Source organism: Synechococcus sp. H60.1 (assembly GCF_047462335.1).
Lineage (GTDB): Bacteria > Cyanobacteriota > Cyanobacteriia > Thermostichales > Thermostichaceae > Thermostichus.
This window is the reverse complement of sequence record NZ_JANSJA010000015.1, coordinates 1-2,457: the sequence shown is the minus strand read 5'-3', so window position 1 is coordinate 2,457 and position 2,457 is coordinate 1. Positions and strand designations below refer to the sequence as shown.

General features: G+C 65.0%; 3 protein-coding genes. All 3 read right to left on the bottom strand.

What is annotated here, in order from left to right:
* Positions 1-127 precede the first annotated feature (127 nt).
* Positions 128-679, bottom strand: coding sequence for a hypothetical protein (locus tag NW852_RS00650; RefSeq protein ID WP_414371104.1), 552 nt, complete (start codon positions 677-679; stop codon positions 128-130).
* Complete coding sequence (locus tag NW852_RS00645; RefSeq protein WP_414366092.1) at positions 666-1,052, bottom strand: thioesterase family protein; 387 nt, start codon at positions 1,050-1,052, stop codon at positions 666-668. Before NW852_RS00645 ends, NW852_RS00650 begins: the two co-directional genes overlap by 14 nt.
* Before the next feature lie 18 nt (positions 1,053-1,070).
* Positions 1,071-2,457, bottom strand: a 1,387-nt coding sequence (locus NW852_RS00640; protein WP_414426385.1) for a hypothetical protein, incomplete at its 5' end; no start/stop codon positions are given.

Below are 2,457 nucleotides of genomic sequence, written 5' to 3'. Positions count from 1 at the left end.
GGTGGGGAATTCCGCACCTTACGTTAAAGCTGAGCTGTCGATCCCCAGCAAAAGTGGCTCTAGATGGGAAGGGATCCGCTGCTGCCCGTTAGGCTGCTGCAAGAGTACAAAAGAGTGCTGCTGAGTTCTATCGGATTCTCGAGCGGCTGCTGCGCAGGATGAGCCATGCCAATTCCAAGGCCGGCCCCAGCACTCGCCAAGCGCGAAAGCAAAGCAGCAGGGATCCCTGTCCGTGCCAGCCGGTGTGGGTGAAGGTCAAGCGCAGGTGGCGGGCCAGCGAGGGAGGGAGGGCCGCCAACAGCCCTAGGCACTGCCCCGTCAAGGCCGGGTTGGCAAAGCCGATTTCTAGGCCGCCTTGCCAGGACTGGATCTGGATCCCCTTGGCCAACCGCTTCAGAAGGGGCCAGAAGCGAGGCCAGTCGGCAAAGGAGAGACGGCAGCCCACCCGGGCCGGCCAATGCCCGCGAACGCAGAGGGATCCGCAACGCCATTCCCAACCCCGACGGCTGCCCCGCAGAGCCAAGCCCCCCCACCCGCGCCATTTCCAGCTCCAGGCGAGGGGGCCTTGCCAAGGCTTGCGGTAGCGTAGCAGGAGCTGTTGTGGCCAGAACAGAAACGGTCCCAACCCAGTGACCAGCAGCAGCCCTGCCAGGTACTTGATGATCTCAAGCCAGCCCATAGCGGGCCAGAAAACGGGGCAAATCGACTACCTGACAGGTATAGGATCCCTGCATCACCAGCCGCCCCTGCTGCGCGATCTCCACCTGAAACTGAACGCGCCTTCCCTCCACTGCCACGACTTCAACCTTCACCTGCAAGGGATCCCCCACCACAGCTGCTGAGCAGTGTTCTAGGACAAAGCGGATCCCGACTGCCGCTTCTTCCCCCTCGTAAAAAGGCTGCAAGGTGTTGTGGCCACATCGCTCGATCAGCGCCAACAGAGCTGGGGATCCGATCACCCTCACGCCGGGGTTGCCCAGGGCCTCAGCCGTCTGCTCGGGGCCGGGGATCCCTTGCCAGGTGCCACGGGTGCCGAGGGGAAGGAGTTTCACAACCCTAGAACCTCAACGCTAGCGGGACGCTGTTCTGGACTGCCACCAGCGCCAGCCCTGCCCAAGCAAAAGGAACAGAGCCAGGATCCCAACGCTGGCCGCCAGCACCAGGGCCCGCTCCAGGCGGGTGGCATAGAACCCCGTCACCGTCCAGTTGCGGCTGAGGTTGGATCCGAGGATGGCGAGCGTGGCCAGGCCCAAAGCTTCGATCCCCGTCCAAGTCGCCCTTCTCCCTTCTTGGTTCAAGGCTATGGGCTGCAGCGCCGCCAAGATCAAGGCGGTGATCAAGGCTGCCAGCAAGAAAGCTGCTTGCGGCTGGGCATGGACGAAATAACCCACCCCCAGCGGCAGGAGCAGGCTGCCCAGCGTCAGGCCGACCCCGGTTTGCAGGGGTTTGTCTAGCCCGTGCAGCCAGTAAAGAAGCGCAGCCAAGGCCATGGCCGCCATGCCCAAGTAGAGCGCCGCCGATACGTAGGGCTGGGTGAGGTCGATCCCGGCCACCTGCAGGTTGAACTGGTGCAGCAGGTTTTGCAGCAGGGGTCGGGCCGACAAAAACAGGGCAGCCATCGCCCCCCAGCGGCTGGGAAAAGCCAGACACCCCAGCCCCAGCAGCGCCGCCCCGTAGGATCCCCCCAGCCGCAGTGCCAGCAGCGCCCCACCGCCTACCAGCGTCAGGCTCACACAGGCCCGCCAGAGCAAGGCCTCTTTCCCCTCGGGTGCCGGGATCCTGCTCTCCAAAGCCAGTAGAGCCCACGAGAGCAACACCCCCGCCCCGTACAGCAGCGCCCAAAAGGGATCCTGGTACAGCCCGTTGCGCACCAGAGCCAGGGCCAGCGCCATCGCCACCAGCCATCCCACTCCTGACCCCAGGGCCGACAGCAGCCGGTTCGATTCCACCTCGCTGTCGGGTGAGGACTCTGTCCCGCTGGCGCGAACGGGAACAGTCAACAGGGGCAGAGTGCCCGCCACTAGGCTGAGGGCGGCCAGACCAACAGGTAACAACACCGGCCAAGGGAGATCTGGCAGAGATTCCGCTCCCATCTCCATAAGGCGGGATCCCCAGGTGAGGGCAGCGATGCCGCTCCAGCCCTGGGCCAGCCCCATCAGCACAGACAGCATCTCTTCTTCAGCCAAGCAGCCCAGCAACGGGATCCCCACCAAGCCCATCCCCAGGCCGCAGCCCCACAACAGCAGGGAAAAAGCAGCTCCCGCCTCAGATCCCTCGAAGGCGCCGCCGGCTACACCCTGCCAGGTGGCCAAGCTGAGCAGCAGCACCGCCAGCCCCTGCCCGGCCCGCCCACAGCCGCCCAAGCCCAGCAGCCCCACTCCCACCAGCCCCCCCCACAACACGGGGCGCCGCGCCCCGTTTTGTATTAACAAAAGACCCGGGCCCCCCAATAAGAAT